Below are 19,339 nucleotides of genomic sequence, written 5' to 3' on the forward strand. Positions count from 1 at the left end.
CAATCGCCTACTTTGCATATACTAAACGTTACCTGCAAGCTGAAAACCAGCCGCACGAACAGCACATTTGGTTGTTGTCAACGCTAAACCCCAACGCTGAAAAACCAAAAGAGCTGTTTTTTTACCAAGCTCAATTGATAATTAGAAAAAATAATTTTATATTTGACCAATTTTGGACAAGTATAGATTAAGTCAATGACACTCGGACAAAGAATTAGACAACTCAGAGAAGAATCAGGTATGAAACAGCGTGAACTCGCTGCAAAACTTGGCATTGGCGAAGGATTCCTGAGCAAAATTGAAAATGACCAGAAGCTAATAAAACGAGAAGATCTCAAAAAACTTAGTGAATTTTTCAATGTTGCACATTCTGACTTAGAAACATTGTGGTTGGCGAACAAGATTTACGACTTAATTAAAGATGAAAATCAAGGTTTGAAGGCTTTAAAAGTTGCCGAAGAACAAGCAAAATATGTGAGCAGATGATAAAAACGTATAACAAAGACGGACATATAATATATAATGGAGATGCGATTCAAGTCTTAGAATCAAAGATTGAAGATAAATCAATTGATTTGATATTTGTTGACCCTCCATACAATATCGGTAAAGACTTTAATGGACGTAAGGACAAGTGGAATACCGACCTGTTTGCTGATCACGCCACCGTCCGTGTATTCAATCGCCTCTTCTAAAGAGAATATAGTTTCTTTTTCAAATGCTGCCATACTATTTTACGTTTTTAAAATCTGTTAGTTAGTATTCACTCACAAAGGTAATACTATTTTTTAATTGAGCACTATTATTCTTAAAAAAATGCCTTACCTCTTTCTTTTTATCCACTTATACACCTCAAACCAAAGTACAGAAGTCGCTGCAATTAAAAACGCAGTTCCCAATTCCTGAATGTTTAATCCGGTAACGTGAAAGAAATTGGCAAAAACCGGGATATACAATATCGCAAGAAGCAGGATCAAAGTTGCACCGATAACGATTGGGAATAAGTTGTTTTTGTATTTAAAACTGTCAAAAACACTGTACACAAACGAACGATTGACCAAGCTTAGCAGGATATTGGCGAAAATCAAGGTCGTGAAAACCATCGCTCTGGTGGTTACTTCATTGCCTCCGTTTTGTACGGTCAATTGGTATGCGAACAATACACCTACCGTAATGAGTAAACCTTGAATAATGCTGATGCTTAATTCCTTCCAATTCAGGAAAGTTTCGATCATTTTCCTGGGTTTTCGTTGCATTGTGTTTTTCTCCATCGGTTCGTTTTCATAGACAATGGAACAAGTCGGACCCATTATTAACTCCAGGAAAATAACGTGAACAGGCTTGAAAATATGCGGATAAATCCAACCCAGGAACAAAGGCAAAGAAACCGTTAGAATAATCGGTATGTGGATGGAAATAATGTATTGAATGGCCTTTTTGATATTGGCGTAAATCCGTCTGCCAGCGGCAATTCCGGTTATCAACTTGCCCAAATCGTCGTTGGTAATTACCAACGAGGCGGCCGCTTTCGCTATTTCCGTGCCTTTGCTTCCCATTGCCACGCCAATATGTGCCGCTTTTAGTGCTGGAGCATCGTTTACGCCATCGCCCAACATCGCCACTACTTCTCCGTCTTGCTTAAAGGCATTGACCATTGCCAGTTTTGCTTCGGGAAACATACGGGTAAACAAGGTCGTCTTTCGGGATAATTCAATTAATTCCGCTTCGGTGTGATCAATGATTTCGGCACCGTTTACAGCCGGGGTGTGGTTGATAATTCCCGCTTGTTGTGCAATGGCATTTGTGGTATCGGCATTATCGCCGGTAATGACTTTTACTTTAATCCCCGCATCATATATTTTCTGAAAAATCTGCTGAATGTCCTTTTTTGGTGGATCGTAAAAAACCGTAAATCCTAAAAATTCGAAGTTGAAATCCTGCTGTTTTACGGGGAAGTCAGTGCCTTCAAAATTGGATTTTGCAACGCCCAAGACGCGATATCCCTGTTTTCCAAAATCTTGTATGCGCCGACGAAGAATTTCTTTTTCGGTTTCAGAAAGATTGGAAACGGCAAGAATGGCTTCGGGCGCACCTTTGGCGGCAATAATCCGTTCTCCAGTATGGTTTTCAAAAAGATGGGTCATCATCGGAGGTTTGCCATCCAATGGATATTCGTGAAACATCTTAAAATTTTTCCGTTGGTCGTCGGTCTGGGTTTGCTCATAAACCTGATGAATCGCCTTCTCCATCGGATCAAACGGAACGGGTTCACTGCTCCACATTGCAAATTGAATAAGCTCGGAAAGTTCGGTTGCGTCAAAATGAGCTTCGTCAAAAACCTGATTGGATTTGTAATCAAACAAGGTTTTGGGCTGCATCGAATTTTCGGTAATGGTTCCGGTTTTATCGGCACAGATTACGGTAGTGCTTCCCAAGGTTTCCACCACACTGCTTCGTTTGATAATCACTCCTTCGCGCATCAGTTTCCAGGCTCCCAATGCCATAAAAGTGGTAAAGGCCACCGGAATTTCTTCCGGCAAAATGGACATTGCCAAGGTGAGGCCCACCAATAAACTTTCAATAATATTTTGCGATTGCCAGTAACTGTATGCCCACACCATAAGAAAAACCACGATTCCCACCACTGCCATCCATTTCACAAATTTGGTGATCTGGATTTGCAAGGGCGAATGTTCTTCCTTAATGTTTAAAATGGAGAGTCCGATTTCACCCAACTTTGTTTCCGAACCGATTTTCTCCACTTTGAAAACTGCCAGGCCCGAGACCACCAAAGTTCCGCTATACACCTTTCTGTCTTCGGAATCTTGATTTTTAAAAACCGACAAACTTTCCCCGGTAAGCGAGGCTTCATTCACCGAAAAATCGTTGCTGTGTACAATTTCGCCATCGGCATTGATCATTTTCCCTTCTTCGATAATGCACAGATCGCCCACAGCAATTTCGTGTGTGGGAATTTGGATTACCCGGGAATTTCTGATAACGGTGCTTAGCGGTTCATTCAGTTTTTCGAGTGCTTCCAATGCCATTTTACTGCGGTTGTCCTGGTAAAACGAAATCCCCGAAACGGCAATGATCGCCCCCAACATAAAAATCGCTTCGGAATAATTGCCCACAAGAAGATAGATTCCGGCTACGGCAATGAGTAAAAGTAGCATCGGTTCTTTTAAAATATCCAGCAACATAGTGTACCAGGCGCTTTTCTTAACGGCATCTGTTTGGTTGAAACCAAATTTATTTCGGGAGATTTTGAGTTCTTCTTCCGAGAGACCGGTGAGATGTTTTGGGATATTGTGGGAGGTCATCATTTTTTGAATGTATAAAATTACTCTTTACCGTCGTTTAATGTGATTTTAAAGCTGGCAATGCTAAAATTTCATCGTGAATTTGTTCTAATAAATGAAGATCTTAAGTGTCAATCCGAGTCGAAGGATTTTCCATTTGCTCCATTTTCTTGTGTGTGAATTCTTGGATACAACTTACGAAATATTCCTTTAATCGGTACTTGCGAACAAATAGAGTTAACATTTTAATAGCAATAATTTTATAGAGAAAAAAAAGTTGTGTGCCGCCAGTCGGCACACAACTTTTTCCTAATTTATTAAAGCTAATTTATTTTTAATGATGATGTCCGCCTTCGTGTGATATTACCGCTTCCAGAGCTTCCAAAGTGTGTGTATAATCAACATAAGCAGCTACATACGCTCTTCCTTCAGCAATGGAATTGTCCTTTACTTTTTCCAATTTCATCACGGTGTCATACTTTTCCTGAATAACTGTTTTAATGTGTTTATCCAGATTGGTGAGCAATTGCTTTACATCTTTTTTTGCAATCGAATTATCGGCCATTTGAACGATCGGGGCAGTGGAACCCGCTGGTTTTAAGCCGGTGTATGGGGCTCCTTCCGTTTCACGGTGATAACGAACCAGGGTTTCCAAAAAATGCTTTTCTACGATGCTGTAAATTTCCGCATCGCCGTTCTTTAAGCTAATCGTCTTGTCAAAAAGCTGTTTTATTTCAGGCTCGTGCTCAGTTCCTACCCATTTCATTATATACTCTGATTCTTTCGTTTCCAAAGCTTTGTAGGCATCCTGGATTACGGGGCCATCATACGAATCACAATGTGCAAATGCGGGGGCAGAAAAGATTACCATAGCACCCAATAAAAGTGTGATTTTACTTAATCTCATTTTGAATTTTTTCAGTGTTTTCATATCTATTTATTTTTAAGTGTTTTGAATGATTTACTTGTACAAAGTTAGATTTTGATCCTGCTTTTATAAAGTACATTGGTAGGCATTTTTGGTATAAAAGTCGGAAATTCCTTTTGGTAAGCCTACATCGCCAGTTGCGTTTCACCTCGCTCCGTTCTTGTTTTGATTTTAAAATTCGGCCACTTAAATCGAATCTGATACTTCGGAATTCTTACCAATCGAACGGCATTTAAAATAACCAATATCACACTTATTTCGTGGATCAACATTCCGGATGCCAGATGAATGTTATCTGTTAAAACCCCCACCAACAAGAGCGCAACAGTGATCAAAGCGAAGTAAGTGTTCTGCTTCATATTGCTGATGGTAGCTTTGGCGAGTTCGATGGCATAAGGCAGTTTATCCAATTTGTCTGACATCAGGATGATATCTGCGGTCTGCATCGTTACATCGGTGGCTGTGCCGCCCATTGCGATACCAACATCTGCGGTGGCAATGGCGGGTGCATCGTTAATTCCATCGCCAACCATTGCCACATTTCGACCTGAGGTTTTTAATCCTGCGACTTTAGTTACTTTATCTTCGGGCAATAATTCCGAATAAACTTTGTCGATTCCCAATTGATGGGCAACTTTTTGGGCAACTAATTCATTATCGCCGGTGAGCATCATTAGGTCATCAATTCCGGCATTCCGTAATTGTTCCATCGTGGCGGGAGCTTCTTTCCTAACCTGGTCGGCAATAGAAATAATCCCGATCACTTTATTGTTTCTGGCAATGAAAACCGAAGTGTTTCCATTTTTCTGTTGTTGAAGCATATAGTCATTTGCCTCAGTGTCAATGGTAATTCCCAGCTTTTCTGCGCCTGATTTATTTCCGATATAAATCTGTTTGGCATCTAATTTTGCCCGAAGACCGTGGCCTTTCATAATTTCCACATCCGTAGGTTGGTTAACCAATTCAAGGCCGTTTTCTTTGGCTTTTTTTACGATGGTTTTACCGAGGTGGTGCTCTGAAGTCACCTCTACTTCTGCTGTGAGTTGAAGCAATTCATCCGTTGAAATTCCATAAGCTTGAATGTCTGTTACCTCGGGCTGACCTTTGGTCAGTGTTCCTGTTTTATCAAATACAAGGGTGTTTACTTTGGCAAGATTTTCCATTTTATCGCCACCTTTTATCAGAATTCCATTCTTGGCGCCATTCCCGATTCCGGCAACAATTGAAACAGGAACGGAAATGACCAGAGCGCCCGGACAAGCGATAACCAGAAAGGTCAATGCCAGGTGGACATTCTGAGTAATGAGTCCTACGATCACCGAGAGAATAATAATCCCCGGGGTGTAATACGCGGCAAACCGCTCCATAAATTTTTGCGCTTTTGCTTTTGTTTCTTGTGCTTCTTCAACCAATTCGATGATTTTAGCAAAAGTCGTGTCGTCGCCCACTTTTTCGGTAAGGATTTCCAAATATCCGTTGTCCGAAATCGTACTGCTAAACACCTGATCGCCTTTGGTTTTTCTAACAGGAACCGATTCGCCGGTAATAGCGGCTTGGTTGATCAAGGATTGTCCAGAAATCACAATTCCGTCCACCGGAATTCTTCCTCCCGGTTGTACAATGACGTGATCGCCCACTTGTACTTCATCCGCAGGAATGGTAATGCGTTTTCCATTCTTTAGAATAGTAGCTTCAAGCGGTGCCATATCCATCAGCGACTTTAAGGATGCTCTTGTTTTTCTTAGGGTACGCCCTTCTAAGTAGTGGCCAAACAAAAACAAGAAAGAAACTACTGCCGCCTCTACGTATTCACCTATTATCATTGCGCCAATAACAGCGATTGTGACCAGTAAATCAATGCTGAAAGCTTTCATTCGCAATGCTTTAAAAGCCTTTATTGCAATGGGAACTCCTGCAAGAATCGCGGCAACAATCAATATGATGTCTTGTGCCAGGCTTCCGGGGTTTATCAGATATACAGCCAAAGCTGCCAATAAAAGTCCGCCGGACACCAGCGTTAAAATACTCCTATTTTTTGTCTTCATTATCATAGCTATCATCATTTATGACAACACAGGATATCCCAGTTTCTCTATTATTTCAGAGAGTTCCTTAAGATTGGTTTCTTCCTCGTTGTAGGTTATTTTTACTTTACTCGAATTGAACATTACCTTCGCTTCATCCACTCCGGTTTGTTTATTTAGTACACCTTCAATTTTGTTGATACAACTCGGGCAGGTAAGGGTTTCTAATTGAATTCTTATTGTTTTCATCTTTATCTTTTTTAATGGTTAATACTTCTTTTTTTTGTTCAATACAAAGATAGAGACAACCCCTGCCGGTTGGAAGAGCCGAAAGTAGGGGGAAATGGTATAAAAGTCGGATTTGAAAGGTTCTTAGGCCTCTCTGTATTCTTTTGGACTTATTCCCGTATGTTTTTTGAAGAATTTGCCAAAATGCGACGGGTCGGAAAAATTGAGGTCATAGGCAATCTGGGCGATGCTCTGCTTTTGGTTTTGCAATCGGACCTTGGCTTCCAAAAGAAGCATTTCGTTTATCCAGGCACCGGCAGTTTTACCGCTGACTTCTTTGATGAGCGTTGAAAAATACTTAGGAGTCAAATGCAATTTATCTGCATAAAACGACACTTCTCTTTCTTCTATAAAATGCTCGGACAGCAGACTTTTAAATTGGGTGAGGATATGCGCGTTTTTATCGGTTTCCTGATCGGCAATCGGATTTTGCTTTTGGTGGGCATCATCAATTTCATTGAGAATAACATAAATCAAACTCCTGATAATGGCCGAAGTGTGGGGTGCGTTTTCTGTAGTTTTTTGATGGATCAACTCAAAGTAGGATTTAAATTGACCAAAAAGTTCCGCATCCAAAGTAACAACTTGCTCCCCCGTTTTTTCAAAAAAATCAAATTTATCCAAGTAGGATATATCCGTTTGTCCTTCCAAAAAGACCTCTTTTCGAAAGAATAGAATCTGGGCATCATACGCACTTCCCAGATCTGTAAACTTCCGAATCGCCGATGGGGCAATGGTAAATATGGCAGGTGCTTTGGCTTTATGCACGAACAGATCAGAATCCAGTTGGAGTTCGCCCTCACTCAGCAGGCAAATGGCATAGGCCGATGTGCGATGTGCGTCTTCTGAAGCACAGGCATTGCTGAGGTGCGACATATAGTACCATTTATCTGAAAAGGAGCCGCTGTTCTCCAATTTGGTGTATTCGATATAGGGGATTGGCTTCATAAAGTTGACTTTTAAAACTCATATCACAATAAAGATTGAAAATAAACATTAAACATTTTTAAAAAACTCAAACTTGATGTCTTTGGGCATAAAATGAATCCCTTTATAATCCTTTACTGCTTTGATTTGGTGCTTGATAAGTGGTGGAATAACCACCGCCTCACCCGGTTTTAGCAAAAGTTCTTCGTCATTCATTTGCAGGATGCATTCTCCTTCATAAATAAAAAGAATGGATTCTAAATTGGCGTGATGAAGTAGCATTACTTCGTTGGCATTGGCTTGCATTTGCTTGGCTGCAAAGTCAGTACCTATCGCCAAAACGCTTACCGTTGGGATGATAATTTTTTCCATAATTTATTTTTAATTGTGTTATTTTTTTGATTGATCGAATAGGTTGCAAATTGTGCCAATTCCCAGTTTTCGTTCACTCCGGCAAACCACAGCTTGCTGTGGCGGGTTTGCACCTTCCCCATAAAATCTCCAAAGCCGGGCTTGTAAGCATTTTCTAATTTCGTTTTCAGGCTATCGATCTGATTTTGCAAAGCCTGTTCTCCGTTATTTGATTTCGTACAGGCTGTTAGTAAACCTATCAATACTAATGGCACAAATAGTCCCCTCAAATCATATGGTCTTAAATTTTATTGAAAATATTCGTGATATTCCTTGTAAGAATGTTGTAATTGAGCTACAACTTCATTTGCTTTTGTGGCATCTGTTTCATTTTCCAATGTTTTCACGATTTCAAGATGCGGATGCAGCCATTTGTGTAATTCATCGTGGCTTTTTCCCGTCATTGTACAGCTTTTTATGAGCTGGGTGTTTTGGTCTTTCAGTTGCTCGGCAAGGGCTTTGAAATCCGTTTGATTATCTTTGATATAGGTGCTGACCAATTCTTCGCCTTTCAGTACAAAGGGTTTCATTTCTTCATTCACAAGCCACTTTTCGCCATTGTCGAGTTCAACGGCATCGGCACTTTCAGCGTGTTGGTGCGTTGCGTGGTTTTCTGTCTGTACTTCTGTTTCTTCGGAAGGCGTTGTTTTTCCTGTATTGTTACAACTCCAAAAAAGCATTACGCTCATTCCTAATAAAATCGTTTTTTTCATTGCTTAAATTGTATTTATTTGTTTTCAATCATTTTTAAAATTCCATTCAGGACTGTTTTTCCGTCTTTTACCAAATTTGATTTATGTCCTGATAATTTCCATTTCAAAACCGCCATTCTCATTGCCCCTATAATGATGGTCGTGATTGTAGAAGTGCCGATTAGTTTCTTATATGTCCCGTTTTTTTGACCTGCATCGACATTTGCGTTTACAAATTCCTGCATCATATTTATAATTTCCGATACCTTTTTACTCAGCCCATCATCGTAATGAAAGATGCTTTCGGCAAAAATAACACTGACTATTGCCGGCTTATCAGAAAAGGTTTGCAGTTGCGAATGGAAAATCTTCCTTAGTTTATCTCCTTCAGTAGCATTGGGTTCAAATGGAATAGACTGAATGCGGTTTCTCATTTCCGTTTGGAAATATTCCAATAAATTCAGCAGGATTTCATTTTTGCTCTTAAAGTGCCGGTACAATGCCGGTTCAGATAGGCCGATATCTTCGGCAAGTGTTTTAATGGTCAAATTTTGAATTCCAAATTTTGAAATCCTGTTTGTAGCCGCTTCCATTATTTCTATTTGCCTATTGCTAAACTTTTCCATAATATATATTCACTATACAAACCATTAGTTAGTATTCACTCACAAAGATAGGAATAGTTTTTTAATGGACAATATTTGGCACTTTAATGTTTAGTTCTCCTGCACCAAATGTTGTAAGTTGGGGTCATTCTTGATACGCTCTATCTCGTTCTCTACAATATGCAGAATGTCGGACTTAATCAGACGGTAATTGCTTTCAATCTGCTCTTTCATTCTATCCTCGCCCTGTTCATCTACAAAAGACAGGATTTGTGGTATCTTCTGATAGGTTTTGGTTTCGGAAGCTACCTTTTCGTTATCTACCACAATTTCAGCGTGGAATATCTTTTGTTCGATACGTTCGTCAAAGTTATCCGATACAGAGCCTACAAACATACCTTGTGTAAGTGTACTGATTTTCGATGCAGGAATAAGGCTGTCTAATTGTGTGGATATGGAAGTAGATTTATCGTTTCGGTTTATGGTCATACTTTGGCGTTTTTGCAATACTTTTCCGAACCGTTCTGACAAGCTCTTTGCGGTTTCGCCCACAACCTGTCCACTGAATACATTACCTACGGTATTTTGGATAACTTTTGCCTCTTTATCTCCATAATCACGTATTAACTGCGAAAAATCTTGAAAACCCAAACATACGGCTACTTTATTACTTCTCGCTGTTGCGATGAGATTATCCAATCCCCTAAAATAAATTGTGGGCAACTCATCTATGATAACCGAACTCTTTAACTGTCCTTTTTTACATAGGAAAAGAAACCAACATCCATTATACCAGTTCTGTGGTAGAAGTGTATTACTATCATCAGCGGATCGCCCTTCACCAGCGCAATTCATCAAAAGGCAGTTATAACACCAACAAAGAACATCTAAGCAGCACCCATAAATACTATAGCGATTGGAACCCTGAATTTTTTAAAAAGAAAGCAGCCCTGCATGGAAAGCACGTTCTGGGCTGCATTGAGAAAATAATCACCGCGGTAGACTATCCGGAAATAGGGTACAAACGGGCGATGGGCGTGATCCAACTGCACAAATCCTATGGCTCCCAGCGATTGGACAACGCCTGTAAAAGAGCTCTGCAGGCAGATGCGGCTACTTATTTGCGCATCAAAAATATACTGAAAAACAACCTGGACAAAAGTTCCCTGTTTTACCAGGACCTCGAAGAAGACAAACCGCACATCCCAGAACACGATAACTTGCGGGGCGCTTCTGCTTATCAATAACGTAAAACGTCAAAAGTAATAAACCATTTAAATACAATAAAAAATGAACAACAATCACACTATTGAAAAACTAAAACAAATGCGCCTGGGGGCCATGGCCCAGTTGCACCTGCAACACCTAAAGGACAACCGCATAGAGAATATCACTGCCGATGAATACCTGGCACTGCTGATCGATCACCAATGGGAAGACCGGCAGAACCGTAAGATCGAAAGACTCTTGAAACAAGCCAACTTTAAACAACAGGCCAACCTGGCCGATGTAAATTATACCCAGAACCGAAACCTTGACAAAAATATGTTTACCCGTTTGGGCACCTTGGATTTTATTACCAGAAAAGAGAATATTATCCTTACCGGGGCTTCCGGGGTTGGCAAAAGTTACCTGGCCCAGGCTTTAGGTCACCAGGGATGTATGATGGAATACAAAACCATTTACACCAATACCGCCCGCCTTTTTAAGAAATTAAAACTCAGCAAAGTGGATGGCACTTATCTTAAGGAGTTGGGGAAACTCATCAAAGCAGACTTACTGATCCTGGATGACTTTGGCCTGCAGAGCTTTGATAACCACGCTAGGGAAACCCTTATGGATATCATCGATGACAGGTACAACAATGCCTCCACAATTATATCCTCACAGATACCCGTATCTGCCTGGTATGATATTATTGGGGAAGGAACTATAGCAGACGCTATTTTGGACAGGATCGTGAACTCCTCACACCGCATCGACCTCAAAGGAGAATCGCTAAGAAAAGGTACTTTAAAGAACGAATAACATTAATTTTTTATATTATTGCAGTATCTTTCAAAGTGGCACTGTTTGACCGAAACAGGTGGCACCATCACTCCGAAATAGCCAGTTTATCCTTATACTCTTTTTTTCTTACTGGCATAGTGAAAGTTATGAACTGACTAGGGTAACGATTTACGTAGTCTTCATCATATTGAAATGTAAAAGTGCCATCGTCAGTTTCGGTCAATAACCCACAGAATAGATTATTATATAAAATTTTAGCTTGCCTCATTGCTCTCTATATCTTTAAAACTTACGGGTACAAGTTTATGACCAAACATTTTTAAAACCTGATTTACTTTTTCAAGATTTAGATTCATTTTATTTTGCTCGATTTTTCGGATAACAGTTAATGCTACCCCTGCCCTTTCCGCGAACTCTTCTTGGGTAAGATTAACTTCTTTCCTTCGTGATTTTACAAATTCTGCCAGCTCCTCCATTATATGTTTTAACGTATAAATTTTAGCAAATGTACGAAATTATATGCTATAACATACAACTCTGCTGAAATTACTTAGAATATATGCTATAGCATATGATAGAAGTATAACGCATATTTTTATATGTTTTAAAATATAACCTTATAAGCCTGCGAAGACTCTATTAACTGTTTTCACTGTATTAGAAGAACTAATCTGATGGTACATATTGAATGTTTTAATATCCCGGTGTCCTGTAATACTCATAATTATTTTATCTGCCACTCCTGCGTCACGTAGTATAGTAACAAAAGTCCTTCTTGCCGTATGAGTACTGATACGATCACAAAAAGGTTTTATAAACCTCGTTTGATCAACTCCCTTAGTACGAGAAAATTCTACTTCATGTATTAATCCTATTTTTCTCAAAATATTTTTTATAGCTCGATTTTGTTCCTGGTTGGTTGTTAAGGGTAATTGATAATTGTATTTCTTTAAAATATCTGCCGCAATTTCATAAAGCGGAATTTCCCTGTTTGGCTTGGTAGGATCTTTATCTTCTTTTAAAAAGAGACAACCATCTGCGGTTATAATGCGTTTATTCACTAATTCCAATTCACTATATCTTAATCCAGTTAGACATTGAAAAATAAAAACATCTTTTGCTTTAGATTTTGCTTCAGTAAGACACGGAAAATTATGAAGAATTTTAACCTGATCCATTGTTAAAGCTTCCTGCCTGGTTAATACCCGTTGGGGCTTTTTAAAATCTTCAAATGCAGTGTTAAAGGCGTACCCATTTTTAACCGACCAAAACATAAATGTTTTAAATAATCCCACATTCCGACTAAAGGTATTTGTGTAGTGATCTTTATACTCATAACAATAATCGGTGAATTCGATAAAAAACTTCTTATTCACTTTGGCAAAGGTCAGCCTATAATTTTTTACTTCTTCAAACTCCAGTAATAGGTTCTTTATGTTTTTATAACGCTTCCTGGTAGATTTAGACCATTCTTTGAGTTTCACTTTCTCTTCCATAAACATATCATACACATCAAAGAATGAACTTACCTTCTTGACACGTTCAAAAACCTGATCAAAATGTTCTTTAAGAATAATGCTATCAAAATTCTGCTCCCCCAATTCCGATCTAGATCTTATTCTCTGGAATTCTGTAGCAAAATCATTTAAGCGTTTAGTTATTTGCTTTTGGTTACTGGAAACTAGCTTCCCTCTTCTATTGGGGCACTTATTTTTAAAGTCCCAATGCTCTGGCAAAATTGCCTTTTTAGTTGAGTAAACAAATTTCTTCTTTTCATCGTTGAAAAAACAGGAAAATAAGATTGAAGTTTCTGATTTAGATTTTGGTTTACGTAGGAAAAAAGAATAATTCATAGCTTTCAAAAAATTTAATTAAAAATGATGCGTTGACAAAATGGTTGACAATTTTAGTATATCTTATTAGTATTAAAATTTGTAATAAGACCTAAAAATCCCTGTAAAACACTGTTATACAACAACATAATAAATATTTCTGATTAAGCAACTATAATAGAAAGGATAGCCTCCGACTCCACTTAAAACAAACGCAACGATCTAAAAAAAGACAGTTGCGTTTTTTTTATTTGTGTATATTATGACACAAATACGACAAAGTGTTTAGGATAAAAGAATGAGAATGTTTATAATTCTACTTTTGCTTTTTCACTTCCCTTACTCGTAAAGTGAACACTACTATCTACAGTTTCGTAGTTTTTATTAGGATTAATTTTCCATCTAGCATGGCGTATAACCTGCATAATATCAAACGCTATCCTGCAACTTTCATCTACATCTGGATGTAAAACACCCCAACTTCCATGTCCAGGCATACTCATATCATTTATAAGTAAGTTGCGAGGATAAGTAAGTGCTGTCTCTACTTTTGTCATTATCTGGTGATATTTTGTCCAATCCGTTTCACCATCCTCGTTTTTAAGTTCATTATATAAAAAATTGTCAAAGGTGGGGTGCTCAGTAATAAAATTAAACTGTCCAATCCCAATCCTTGCATAATGCTCAAGAGCTGTTTGAATGACTCCAAGTTGCTCATCTGTAACATCTAGTTTTGCCATGATTTAAATTATGTTTATTACAGCATAAATTTAAATTAAAAAAAGGAATCCAGATAAAAAGCGCTTGGTGTGTTTTCTCCTTCCTATTGTTCGTGTTTTTGAAGCCATTTCAGATAAAGCTAATTTCAATTTCTTATGGCCACTAGCCGTTTCAATTTTCGGTGATAAATAAATCCAAATAAAAATCTTCTCCATCTATAATCATTCTTTTCTGACCCTCAAACAATGGCAAAATCAAAACCCAATTCCAGAATAAATAATCCGATTTCTTTAAGAGTAGTGACTTCAATGTCATTTTCTAGACAACCTTCTTTCAGCCCTAAAAAGTCCAGAAAGTAAGGATTCTTAAATGTATTTTCCGATATAGCAAGACTATCTTTTATTTGAATTTGAGCAATTTATTTTCGTTTGTATGCCTTGTGCACGATTTGTTTACCCATAGCTCTGACACTCCAATTTCCTTCTGCTGCTTTTGCAAATAAAAAATTCTTTCAGTCCCGGCAGTTAAGGATATAACTTACAGAAAATGAGACCACCGCAATTGTGTCGACAGTGTTGACACAATCTCTAAATCGGAAAAAAGTTCAGATAATTGAATCATTCGACGTACATTCCTTTCAGCAAATCCCTGCCTATATTGAGCTTATCAATATTTTGCCATTTTTTGTCATGTAATTAGATCTGGTTATTCAACTAATTTCCCAAATTACGATTAACTAACACATTAATTTCCTGCACTATAATTACAAAACAAATTTTGTCTTTTTTGTATAAACACTAATAAACTCTTAAGTGATTTAAACTTTTCTATTTATCTTTCCTAATTGATAGCCAAACATGGTTTGGCTATACTTGAAAACCAAACCAAAAATAATGAAACAAATCTATCTTTTAATTGTCCTTATTGTTTTGAATAATACATTTACTCAAGCCCAACAAGGCACCAAAGAGCGTATTAAAATAAATAGCATCGCCCTAGAAGGAAATCTTATTGGTGATTCTCCAGAGCGGGACGTAACTGTGTACTTACCTCCTTCCTACCAAAGCAACCCCAATAAAAAATTCCCAGTTCTCTATATGCTCCACGGTTTTACCGATTCCGATTCGAAATGGTTTGGCTGGGAAGAGCACTGGATAAATTTACAGGATGTTATTGAACAATCCCTAGAAGAAGGACTTTCAGAAGAAATGATTGTAGTGATGCCCAATGCGTACAATAGCTTTAAAGGTAGTATGTATGCCAGCTCTGCCACCATTGGTGATTGGGAGACTTTTATAGCTAAAGAGTTGGTGGCATATATTGATTCCAATTATCGAACACTTCCCTATGTGAAGAGCCGGGGGCTTGCCGGGCATTCCATGGGCGGCTATGGCACCATACGCTTAGGAATGAAATATCCAGAAGTGTTTTCTTCGATCTATATGCTAAGTCCTTGTTGTATGGATGGAGAATTTGATGCAAATAAAGACGTATTGGACAAGGTGGCTTCCATTACGAAGGTAGAAGAACTAGAGAACACCAGCTTTTTTGAAATTGCAGTACTCGCTACTTCTGCTGCCTTCGCCTCTAATCCCAATAATCCACCCTTCTTCCTTGATCTGCCCTTTAAAGATGGAAAAATACGTCAAGACATTGCCAATAAAATAACAGCTAGTCGTACCCTTTCTGTGATTGACCAGTACATACATAACTTAAAAAAGCTCAACGCCATCGGTATGGATGCTGGAAAACAGGATAAAGGAATTAGTGATGCTACTAAAAGGTTACATGAACTCCTAAATGCCTACCAGATACCTCATGAGTATGAAAGTTATCAAGGAGATCATCTAAATCGTATTGCCCAGCGTATTCGCACCAAAGCATTGCCCTTTTTTACCAAGAACTTGGTTTTTGAAAAAAGAACCACTACAGAGATCATAGAGGACGGAGGTACTGGAAAGTATCCAGCCATTATGACTAGCGAAGCTTCATTGGCAACCCACACGTTATTCAGACCCGAAAATTTAGATGACTTTAGTAAAGGTAACCCTTTACCGGTTATTGCATGGGGCAACGGAGCCTGTTTTGATTCACCTTGGGAACACGTTAATTTTCTAAACGAAATCGCTTCCCATGGTTTTCTAGTGGTAGCCATTGGAACCATGCCCAAAACAACCGAAGTTCGTTCTAAATCTGAAAAACTTTCCGATGCCATTGATTGGGCAATAGCTCAAAACAACGACCCCAACAGTCTTTACTACCAAAAAATTGACACCTCTAACATTGCAGTAAGTGGAATGTCCTGTGGTGGCCTGCAAGCACTCGAAGTGGCAAGCGATCCAAGGATCGCTACTTTAGGCGTATTTAACAGTGGGGTACTAAAAAATCCAGGAGGCGGTATGCCTGGAATGCCACAGGTAACCAAAGAACAATTAAAAAACATTCACACTCCTACCCTTTATCTTTTAGGAGGGCCATCAGACATTGCTTATGAAAATGGCATGGATGATTTTAATCAAATAGACCATGTCCCTGTTTTTGTTGGAAATCTTGATGTAGGCCATGGTGGAACATATAGCCAACCTCACGGGGGCGACTTTGCCAAAGTGGCTCTACGTTGGTATCAATGGCTGTTAAAGGGTGATAAAAAAGCCGGAAAGATATTTAAAGGTAAAAAACCTGGTCTTTCTAATTGGGATGGTTGGACAGTTGACAAAAAGAGAATACAATAAAACTCCTTATTTCAAAGAGTGTTAATGTTATTATTTAAAAGCCTGAAATACAACTTCTATACTATTACAATAACCATTCGATAAATATTTCTGTAAGGAACAGTCTGTGTTATTAGCTCCTAAAAAAATAAGAAAAAGCAATTTCCATTTCTAATTTTTCTAGATTCACCGATGAGTTCAACTTAAAAGATATTATTTTTATCCAAGGTTTTTAACCATTATTTAAATTGATTAACACATATATTAGAAATTCTAATCTAGACATCCAGAGGAACAAACAATGAATAACAAATACATTAAAAAAATTCTTGTAGCAATAAAATACTTAGCTATTTATTTTTTAGCTACCAAAATGATTTGTTTCGCAATACCGAAATTCCTTTTTATGCAATTCCGGATATTACATTATGAAGCCTACGCTCCGTTAGTTGAGATTTCAAAGTCACAACATATGTGGTCTTTCTTTGGGAGATCATTTCAGTACAATTTGTTTATTGGGTTAGCTGAGTTTTTAATTGGAATATTAATCGTTTTTAAACGGACAAGACTGATAGCCTTATTGATGGCCTTTGCCCTTTATTCGAATTTACTAGTTTTAAATACTGAATTTGACATTGATTTCGCTATAGGCCACACCATTTTTGATTTCACACTTGTTCTGCTACTATTGGTAGATTATTACCAAGATATCTATAAATTCTTTATACAATTCGGTGGTAGAATAAATTACTCTATCCAACTAGAAAAAAACAAATTCAAACGATATTTTCCAGTATTTTTTGTTGTCGTACTCTCTGTGTCATATTTTATTTTTGCACTAAACGTGAGAACTACTGTTGATGAAAACGTAGTTGGATCGTACAAAATAGAGGGTTTGACTATTGACAATTCACCGTTGGAATTAAGCAATGGGAATATTGGTAAAGACCCGATGCTTTTCATAGAGTATAATAATCAAATTGTACTTTCCATAAACGATTCAGTGTATTTTGGCAATTATGCACTTGAAAAAGACAGTATTAGAATTGGATTTTACCAACAACCAACAGATTTTCAAATCAAAACGATATTTGGTATAATTAAAAATAATACTATTTCAGGAAAATCATATGACAACAAACATTCCATCCAACTCAACTACACTAGAATTGACAGTAAAAAGAATTACCTCAACGATCTCTATTATAATTAACTAAATTATCTCCAATTCAAAAACATAGAACTATAGCTAAGAGCAGCATCAACTGGCAGTCTGCTCAAATAATGAGAAACAGGTGGATCGCAGTGCGACCGAGTTAAGAAAACACATTTCCTAAGCAATCTCGGGTAATAGGAGTAGCAGCAGTTCAGCTTGAATTTTATAATTGTCATTATGTTTCAAGTTCTTTGGGGATCAATATCATATATTTTGTTTTAAAAAATACACCCCATTTCCTTTAGAGTAATCACATTTACCATTCCTTGAGTCTATGTTATCAGCGTAAGTAAGCCAATAATGATTAGCGTTTTTTAGTCATGGCTTTCCTTTTCACAAAACTCTTTCAGTTTTAAAAGTACATGATGTTATAAGGTCTAAACGCAAAAAATGGTGCCTCGCGACACCATTTTAGAACTATTTAACACACCTTAAAATTCAACAATTTTAAAAATCTTATAAGGTTTAATTTTAGAATAATTATTGATAAATCCTTACATAGTCAATTTCAAAAGTTCCTTCTGCAAAATCTGCTGGTACAGCACCACCTAAGTTACCACCCATTGCGATGTTAAGTAGCAAATAGTGCTCATGATTAAATGGTTTATTGCTTCCATTAATAAATTCATGTACAAGTGTATCATCAACGTATGTTTTCAAGCTCTTGCTATCCCAAACTAGCTTATAAATGTGAAACTCCGAAGAAGCATTCGAAATAGCCGTCTCGCTGCCCTCGTCGTTATATTCTTTTGTATTGAGATCTCCCCAATGGAAATGAGAAATCGTAGAATTTTTATCCCATCCGGTTTGTTCCATAATATCAATTTCTCCACATAAGGGCCATCCAACACTGCCATACTGATCACCGAAGTAGTTGCCTGTTTCATTCGAATTTGCACCCAACGTCCAAATTGCCGGCCATGTACCTGCAGGACTAGGAAGTTTCGCGCGAACCTCTATCTTCCCATAGGTAAATGCCACTTTTGAATTAAGTCTGGCTGAAGTGTATTCTTTAGTAGAGCCATTGTAGGTATACTGCTCCTTTAGGGCTTTTATTTTTAAAGTCCCATCACTCACATACGAGTTCTCCTCTCTATCTGTATAATGTTGTAGTTCATCATTATGCCAGCTTCCATTGTTAGGTGGAATTATTTGATGGTGCCATTTATCGGCATCAGGACGGCCTTCATACTCAAACTCATCTGAAAAGATCAGTGTAGTGAATTTCTCATCACTTTTAAAAACTTCAACACTTGTAGTCTGGGTGATAAATTTCCCATTGGATGAATAAGCCCATGCAGAAATATTATAAGAATTGGTTCCATTATTTGTAAATTGATGCTCAAGAGTTCCGTTTTGACTCTCGATTAAGTCACCAGCATCAATTCTAAAGGCATATTTTGTTGCATTATTTGCCGTAGCCGTTATAGTAACTTTCCCAGAGCCATCACCAGCAGGGCTTGAATCAGTAGCTCCTAAGATTGCTACTTCCACCACCAGATCTGATGGCATGTCATCGGTTTGTGAATCCCCAGAACTGCACGCTAGGGAAAAGACTAGGGTTAAAAGGGATATACTGAATATACTCATTTTTAATGTTTGATAAATAGGTGAATTATTCTGATTTTTCATCGTCTTAAATTTTAGAATTAAGCTCCCTTTTTCTATAGAAA

At 38.0% G+C, this 19,339-nt stretch carries 21 protein-coding genes and 2 pseudogenes; 6 read left to right on the top strand and 17 right to left on the bottom strand.

From position 1 onward, the window contains the following. Positions 1-191: hypothetical protein (locus I215_RS16525; protein ID WP_008992690.1), on the top strand; the 191-nt coding region annotated here is incomplete at its 5' end. A 4-nt stretch (positions 192-195) separates the two neighbouring features. Next, positions 196-486 (top strand): helix-turn-helix domain-containing protein, encoded by a 291-nt coding sequence (locus I215_RS14235; protein ID WP_008992691.1) that lies wholly within the window; start codon positions 196-198, stop codon positions 484-486. Between the two features lie 80 nt (positions 487-566). Here I215_RS14235 and I215_RS16530 read toward each other — a convergent pair whose 3' ends face one another. The 11 genes and pseudogenes from I215_RS16530 to I215_RS14290 form a co-directional block, all read right to left on the bottom strand. After that, positions 567-728, bottom strand: a complete 162-nt coding sequence (locus I215_RS16530) for a hypothetical protein (protein ID WP_237738974.1) — start codon at positions 726-728, stop codon at positions 567-569. Between the two features lie 93 nt (positions 729-821). Continuing rightward, a complete protein-coding gene (locus I215_RS14245; protein WP_040460544.1) occupies positions 822-3,323 on the bottom strand; it encodes a cation-translocating P-type ATPase in 2,502 nt (833 codons plus the stop codon). A 313-nt stretch (positions 3,324-3,636) separates the two neighbouring features. Then, a complete protein-coding gene (locus I215_RS14250) occupies positions 3,637-4,233 on the bottom strand; it encodes a DUF6448 family protein (RefSeq protein ID WP_008992694.1) in 597 nt (198 codons plus the stop codon). A gap of 122 nt (positions 4,234-4,355) precedes the next feature. Then, complete coding sequence (locus I215_RS14255; protein WP_202802613.1) at positions 4,356-6,275, bottom strand: heavy metal translocating P-type ATPase; 1,920 nt, start codon at positions 6,273-6,275, stop codon at positions 4,356-4,358. Between the two features lie 18 nt (positions 6,276-6,293). Further along, complete coding sequence (locus tag I215_RS14260; protein WP_008992696.1) at positions 6,294-6,503, bottom strand: heavy-metal-associated domain-containing protein; 210 nt, start codon at positions 6,501-6,503, stop codon at positions 6,294-6,296. 123 nt (positions 6,504-6,626) lie between these two features. Continuing rightward, on the bottom strand, positions 6,627-7,490 hold the full coding sequence (locus I215_RS15775) for a helix-turn-helix domain-containing protein (RefSeq protein ID WP_008992697.1): 864 nt from the start codon (positions 7,488-7,490) through the stop codon (positions 6,627-6,629). A gap of 48 nt (positions 7,491-7,538) precedes the next feature. Next, a complete protein-coding gene (locus tag I215_RS14270) occupies positions 7,539-7,841 on the bottom strand; it encodes a cupin domain-containing protein (protein ID WP_008992698.1) in 303 nt (100 codons plus the stop codon). Continuing rightward, positions 7,814-8,110 (bottom strand): hypothetical protein, encoded by a 297-nt coding sequence (locus I215_RS14275; protein ID WP_156800291.1) that lies wholly within the window; start codon positions 8,108-8,110, stop codon positions 7,814-7,816. The genes I215_RS14270 and I215_RS14275 overlap by 28 nt, the downstream gene beginning before the upstream one ends. 18 nt (positions 8,111-8,128) lie before the next feature. Continuing rightward, on the bottom strand, positions 8,129-8,593 hold the full coding sequence (locus tag I215_RS14280) for a hypothetical protein (protein WP_008992700.1): 465 nt from the start codon (positions 8,591-8,593) through the stop codon (positions 8,129-8,131). Positions 8,594-8,607: 14 nt separating this feature from the next. Beyond that, positions 8,608-9,198: a TetR/AcrR family transcriptional regulator gene (locus I215_RS14285; protein WP_008992701.1), complete on the bottom strand. Its 591-nt coding sequence runs from the start codon at positions 9,196-9,198 to the stop codon at positions 8,608-8,610. 90 nt (positions 9,199-9,288) lie between these two features. After that, positions 9,289-9,942, bottom strand: a pseudogene (locus I215_RS14290) (TraM recognition domain-containing protein); the annotation flags it as partial. A 35-nt stretch (positions 9,943-9,977) separates the two neighbouring features. Here I215_RS14290 and I215_RS16010 point away from each other — a divergent pair. Both I215_RS16010 and istB read left to right on the top strand, forming a co-directional pair. Then, positions 9,978-10,424: a hypothetical protein gene (locus I215_RS16010; RefSeq protein WP_008992703.1), complete on the top strand. Its 447-nt coding sequence runs from the start codon at positions 9,978-9,980 to the stop codon at positions 10,422-10,424. A 43-nt stretch (positions 10,425-10,467) separates the two neighbouring features. Further along, positions 10,468-11,205, top strand: a complete 738-nt coding sequence (istB, locus tag I215_RS14300) for an IS21-like element helper ATPase IstB (RefSeq protein WP_008992704.1) — start codon at positions 10,468-10,470, stop codon at positions 11,203-11,205. Between the two features lie 67 nt (positions 11,206-11,272). On the opposite strand, the gene I215_RS14305 is transcribed toward istB, so the two are convergent. The 5 genes and pseudogenes from I215_RS14305 to I215_RS16700 all read right to left on the bottom strand — a co-directional run. Next, a complete protein-coding gene (locus I215_RS14305; RefSeq protein WP_008992705.1) occupies positions 11,273-11,455 on the bottom strand; it encodes a HipA N-terminal domain-containing protein in 183 nt (60 codons plus the stop codon). Next, entirely contained in the window at positions 11,442-11,663 is a 222-nt protein-coding gene (locus I215_RS14310; protein WP_008992706.1) for a helix-turn-helix domain-containing protein, read from the bottom strand. Before I215_RS14310 ends, I215_RS14305 begins: the two co-directional genes overlap by 14 nt. Before the next feature lie 141 nt (positions 11,664-11,804). After that, complete coding sequence (locus tag I215_RS14315; RefSeq protein WP_008992707.1) at positions 11,805-13,040, bottom strand: tyrosine-type recombinase/integrase; 1,236 nt, start codon at positions 13,038-13,040, stop codon at positions 11,805-11,807. 287 nt (positions 13,041-13,327) lie between these two features. Continuing rightward, positions 13,328-13,759 carry a hypothetical protein gene (locus I215_RS14320; RefSeq protein ID WP_008992708.1) on the bottom strand — a complete coding sequence of 144 codons (432 nt, stop codon included), beginning with the start codon at positions 13,757-13,759 and terminating at the stop codon, positions 13,328-13,330. A gap of 517 nt (positions 13,760-14,276) precedes the next feature. Next, a pseudogene (locus I215_RS16700) lies at positions 14,277-14,387 on the bottom strand (PDDEXK nuclease domain-containing protein); the annotation flags it as partial. 245 nt (positions 14,388-14,632) lie between these two features. On the opposite strand from I215_RS16700, the gene I215_RS14325 reads away from it, so the two are divergent. Both I215_RS14325 and I215_RS14330 read left to right on the top strand, forming a co-directional pair. Continuing rightward, positions 14,633-16,471 carry an alpha/beta hydrolase-fold protein gene (locus I215_RS14325; protein WP_040460557.1) on the top strand — a complete coding sequence of 613 codons (1,839 nt, stop codon included), beginning with the start codon at positions 14,633-14,635 and terminating at the stop codon, positions 16,469-16,471. Between the two features lie 385 nt (positions 16,472-16,856). Continuing rightward, on the top strand, positions 16,857-17,663 hold the full coding sequence (locus I215_RS14330) for a hypothetical protein (protein WP_237738975.1): 807 nt from the start codon (positions 16,857-16,859) through the stop codon (positions 17,661-17,663). Between the two features lie 483 nt (positions 17,664-18,146). Here the strand turns inward: I215_RS14330 and I215_RS14335 are convergent, their stop codons facing one another. Beyond that, a complete protein-coding gene (locus tag I215_RS14335; protein ID WP_008992711.1) occupies positions 18,147-19,298 on the bottom strand; it encodes a glycoside hydrolase family 16 protein in 1,152 nt (383 codons plus the stop codon). Positions 19,299-19,339: the final 41 nt, after the last annotated feature.

Source organism: Galbibacter marinus, from assembly GCF_000300875.1.
In the GTDB taxonomy this organism is placed as follows: domain Bacteria; phylum Bacteroidota; class Bacteroidia; order Flavobacteriales; family Flavobacteriaceae; genus Galbibacter; species Galbibacter marinus.

Excerpts from the sequence above, each read along its gene's own strand:
- I215_RS14235 (WP_008992691.1), top strand. The coding sequence starts at position 196 with ATGACACTCGGACAAAGAATTAGACAACTCAGAGAAGAATCAGGTATG.
- I215_RS16530 (WP_237738974.1), bottom strand. The coding sequence starts at position 728 with ATGGCAGCATTTGAAAAAGAAACTATATTCTCTTTAGAAGAGGCGATT.
- I215_RS14245 (WP_040460544.1), bottom strand. The coding sequence starts at position 3,323 with ATGACCTCCCACAATATCCCAAAACATCTCACCGGTCTCTCGGAAGAA.
- I215_RS14250 (WP_008992694.1), bottom strand. The coding sequence starts at position 4,233 with ATGAAAACACTGAAAAAATTCAAAATGAGATTAAGTAAAATCACACTT.
- I215_RS14255 (WP_202802613.1), bottom strand. The coding sequence starts at position 6,275 with ATGAAGACAAAAAATAGGAGTATTTTAACGCTGGTGTCCGGCGGACTT.
- I215_RS14260 (WP_008992696.1), bottom strand. The coding sequence starts at position 6,503 with ATGAAAACAATAAGAATTCAATTAGAAACCCTTACCTGCCCGAGTTGT.
- I215_RS15775 (WP_008992697.1), bottom strand. The coding sequence starts at position 7,490 with ATGAAGCCAATCCCCTATATCGAATACACCAAATTGGAGAACAGCGGC.
- I215_RS14270 (WP_008992698.1), bottom strand. The coding sequence starts at position 7,841 with ATGGAAAAAATTATCATCCCAACGGTAAGCGTTTTGGCGATAGGTACT.
- I215_RS14280 (WP_008992700.1), bottom strand. The coding sequence starts at position 8,593 with ATGAAAAAAACGATTTTATTAGGAATGAGCGTAATGCTTTTTTGGAGT.
- I215_RS14285 (WP_008992701.1), bottom strand. The coding sequence starts at position 9,198 with ATGGAAAAGTTTAGCAATAGGCAAATAGAAATAATGGAAGCGGCTACA.
- istB (WP_008992704.1), top strand. The coding sequence starts at position 10,468 with ATGAACAACAATCACACTATTGAAAAACTAAAACAAATGCGCCTGGGG.
- I215_RS14305 (WP_008992705.1), bottom strand. The coding sequence starts at position 11,455 with ATGAGGCAAGCTAAAATTTTATATAATAATCTATTCTGTGGGTTATTG.
- I215_RS14310 (WP_008992706.1), bottom strand. The coding sequence starts at position 11,663 with ATGGAGGAGCTGGCAGAATTTGTAAAATCACGAAGGAAAGAAGTTAAT.
- I215_RS14315 (WP_008992707.1), bottom strand. The coding sequence starts at position 13,040 with ATGAATTATTCTTTTTTCCTACGTAAACCAAAATCTAAATCAGAAACT.
- I215_RS14320 (WP_008992708.1), bottom strand. The coding sequence starts at position 13,759 with ATGGCAAAACTAGATGTTACAGATGAGCAACTTGGAGTCATTCAAACA.
- I215_RS14325 (WP_040460557.1), top strand. The coding sequence starts at position 14,633 with ATGAAACAAATCTATCTTTTAATTGTCCTTATTGTTTTGAATAATACA.
- I215_RS14330 (WP_237738975.1), top strand. The coding sequence starts at position 16,857 with ATGCAATTCCGGATATTACATTATGAAGCCTACGCTCCGTTAGTTGAG.
- I215_RS14335 (WP_008992711.1), bottom strand. The coding sequence starts at position 19,298 with ATGAAAAATCAGAATAATTCACCTATTTATCAAACATTAAAAATGAGT.